At 53.7% G+C, this 2500-nt stretch carries 1 tRNA gene and 2 rRNA genes (1 of these 3 cut by a window edge); all 3 read right to left on the reverse strand.

The features are described from left to right. Positions 1-29: 29 nt before the first annotated feature. Positions 30-106, reverse strand: a tRNA-Met gene (locus tag DMZ65_RS14715). A 77-nt stretch (positions 107-183) separates the two neighbouring features. Then, positions 184-298 (reverse strand): 5S ribosomal RNA (gene rrf, locus DMZ65_RS14720). A gap of 182 nt (positions 299-480) precedes the next feature. Further along, a 23S ribosomal RNA gene (locus DMZ65_RS14725) occupies positions 481-2500 on the reverse strand; it runs 812 nt beyond the window's last position.

A 2500-nucleotide genomic window follows, 5' to 3' on the forward strand; every position in this document is an offset into this window, starting at 1 on the left:
GGGCTTTAAGCATTTGATATTGTAATTTATGGTTGCGGGAGTAGGATTTGAACCTACGACCTTCAGGTTATGAGCCTGACGAGCTACCGGGCTGCTCCATCCCGCGCCAATCTGTTGCGGTCAGTTGTTTGTTCTGACACGCGATCGTATTGAGAGATATGTTGTTTGCCTGGTTCTTTCTAGGTTTGGCGGCGACCTACTCTCCCACGTCTTGAGACGCAGTACCATTGGCGCGACGGCACTTAACGGCCGGGTTCGGAATGGAGCCGGGTGTTTTGCTCGTGCTATGGCCACCAAACCGAGAAAGAACCAGAACGTTCCGCAGGAATGTCGGTGGGTGGCAGCGTTTTGCAAAGCGATAACGCGTCCCCACACCCATCCATTCGGGCGGAATCAAATCAACATTGTCCAAGTTCTGTACACGTTTGATGTGTATGCTTTCGATCCGTTGAAGCTGGTTTTGCCTGGCTTCTACTGGATCAAATCAAGCCTATCGGGCAATTAGTACCGGTCAACTGAACGCATTGCTGCGCTTACATCTCCGGCCTATCGACGAGGTGGTCTACCTCGGCCCTCAGGGATACCTTGTTTTGAGGGGGGCTTCCCGCTTAGATGCCTTCAGCGGTTATCCTTTCCGATCATAGCTACCCAGCACTGCTCCTGGCGGAACAACTGGTACACCAGTGGATCGTTCACCCCGGTCCTCTCGTACTAGGGGCAACTCCTCTCAAGTATCCTACACCCACGGCAGATAGGGACCGAACTGTCTCACGACGTTCTAAACCCAGCTCACGTACCTCTTTAAACGGCGAACAGCCGTACCCTTGGGACCTGCTCCAGCCCCAGGATGAGATGAGCCGACATCGAGGTGCCAAACACTGCCGTCGATATGGACTCTTGGGCAGTATCAGCCTGTTATCCCCGGCGTACCTTTTATCCGTTGAGCGATGGCCCTCCCACTTGGGACCACCGGATCACTATGGCCGTCTTTCGACTCTGCTCGACTTGTCAGTCTCGCAGTCAGGCTGGCTTCTGCCATTGCACTCAACGAGCGATTTCCGACCGCTCTGAGCCAACCTTCGCGCGCCTCCGTTACTCTTTAGGAGGCGACCGCCCCAGTCAAACTACCCGCCACACAGGGTCCCGGATCCGGATAACGGACCGCGGTTAGACATCAAGCAGAACAAGGGTGGTATCTCAAAGGTGACTCCACAGAAACTGGCGTTCCTGCTTCAAAGTCTACCACCTATTCTGCACATGTTCGGCCTAATGCCAGTGTGAAGCTGTAGTAAAGGTGCACGGGGTCTTTCCGTCTAACCGCGGGAAGCCTGCATCTTGACAGGCAATTCAATTTCGCTGAGTCTATGTTGGAGACAGCGGGGAAGTCGTTACGCCATTCGTGCAGGTCGGAACTTACCCGACAAGGAATTTCGCTACCTTAGGACCGTTATAGTTACGGCCGCCGTTTACCTGGGCTTCAATTCAACGCTCTCACATCTCCTTTTAACCTTCAGGCACCGGGCAGGCGTCAGACCCTATACGTCGTCTTGCGACTTCGCAGAGCCCTGTGTTTTTAGTAAACAGTCGCCACCCCCTGGTTTGTGCCCCCAGCCCCTAGTTGCCTAGGAACCGGGCCTCCTTCTCGCGAACTTACGGAGGTATTTTGCCGAGTTCCTTCAACATAGTTCTCTCAAGCGCCTTGGTATTCTCTACCAGTCCACCTGTGTCGGTTTAGGGTACGATCTAGCGATGGAGCTATTTCCTGGGACCTCTCAACGGCCCCTCCAATCCGATAAGGAGGAACAATCTTCGAGATCCGTCACTTCCATCTGGCCCAGGAATATTAACCTGGTTCCCATCGACTACGCCTTTCGGCCTCGCCTTAGGGGTCGGCTTACCCTGCTCAGATTAGCTTTAAGCAGGAACCCTTGGACTTTCGGCGAGAGTGTCTCTCACACTCTTTGTCGCTACTCATGTCATCATTCTCACTAGTGATCTCTCCACCGGATGGCTCGCGCCCCGGCTTCACAGAAAGCTCCGCGTCTCCAATGCGGGCGAACCCGCTAAGGAGACATGGAACTATGTCACACTACGCTCTGCTACCATGCACTATGTGCATCCTAAGCTTCGGCTCATGGCTTGAGCCCCGTTACATCTTCGCCGCAGGACAACTTATTTAGACCAGTGAGCTGTTACGCTATCTTTAAAGGATGGCTGCTTCTAAGCCAACCTCCTGGTTGTTTTGGTCGTCCCACCTGCTTTCCCACTTAGCCATGAATTGGGGGCCTTAGCTGTAGGTTAGGGTTGTTTCCCTCTCCACAACGGACGTTAGCATCCGCTGTGTGTCTGCCATCTAGTACTCCCGGGTATTCGGAGTTTGGTTAGGATCAGTAAGCCTGTGGGGCCCCATTACCCATCCAGTGCTCTACCCCCCGGGGTATTCGGATGACGCTCTACCTAAATAGATTTCGCAGAGAACCAGCTATCTCCGAGTTTGATT

The organism is Primorskyibacter marinus (assembly GCF_003313245.1).
GTDB lineage: Bacteria > Pseudomonadota > Alphaproteobacteria > Rhodobacterales > Rhodobacteraceae > Primorskyibacter > Primorskyibacter marinus.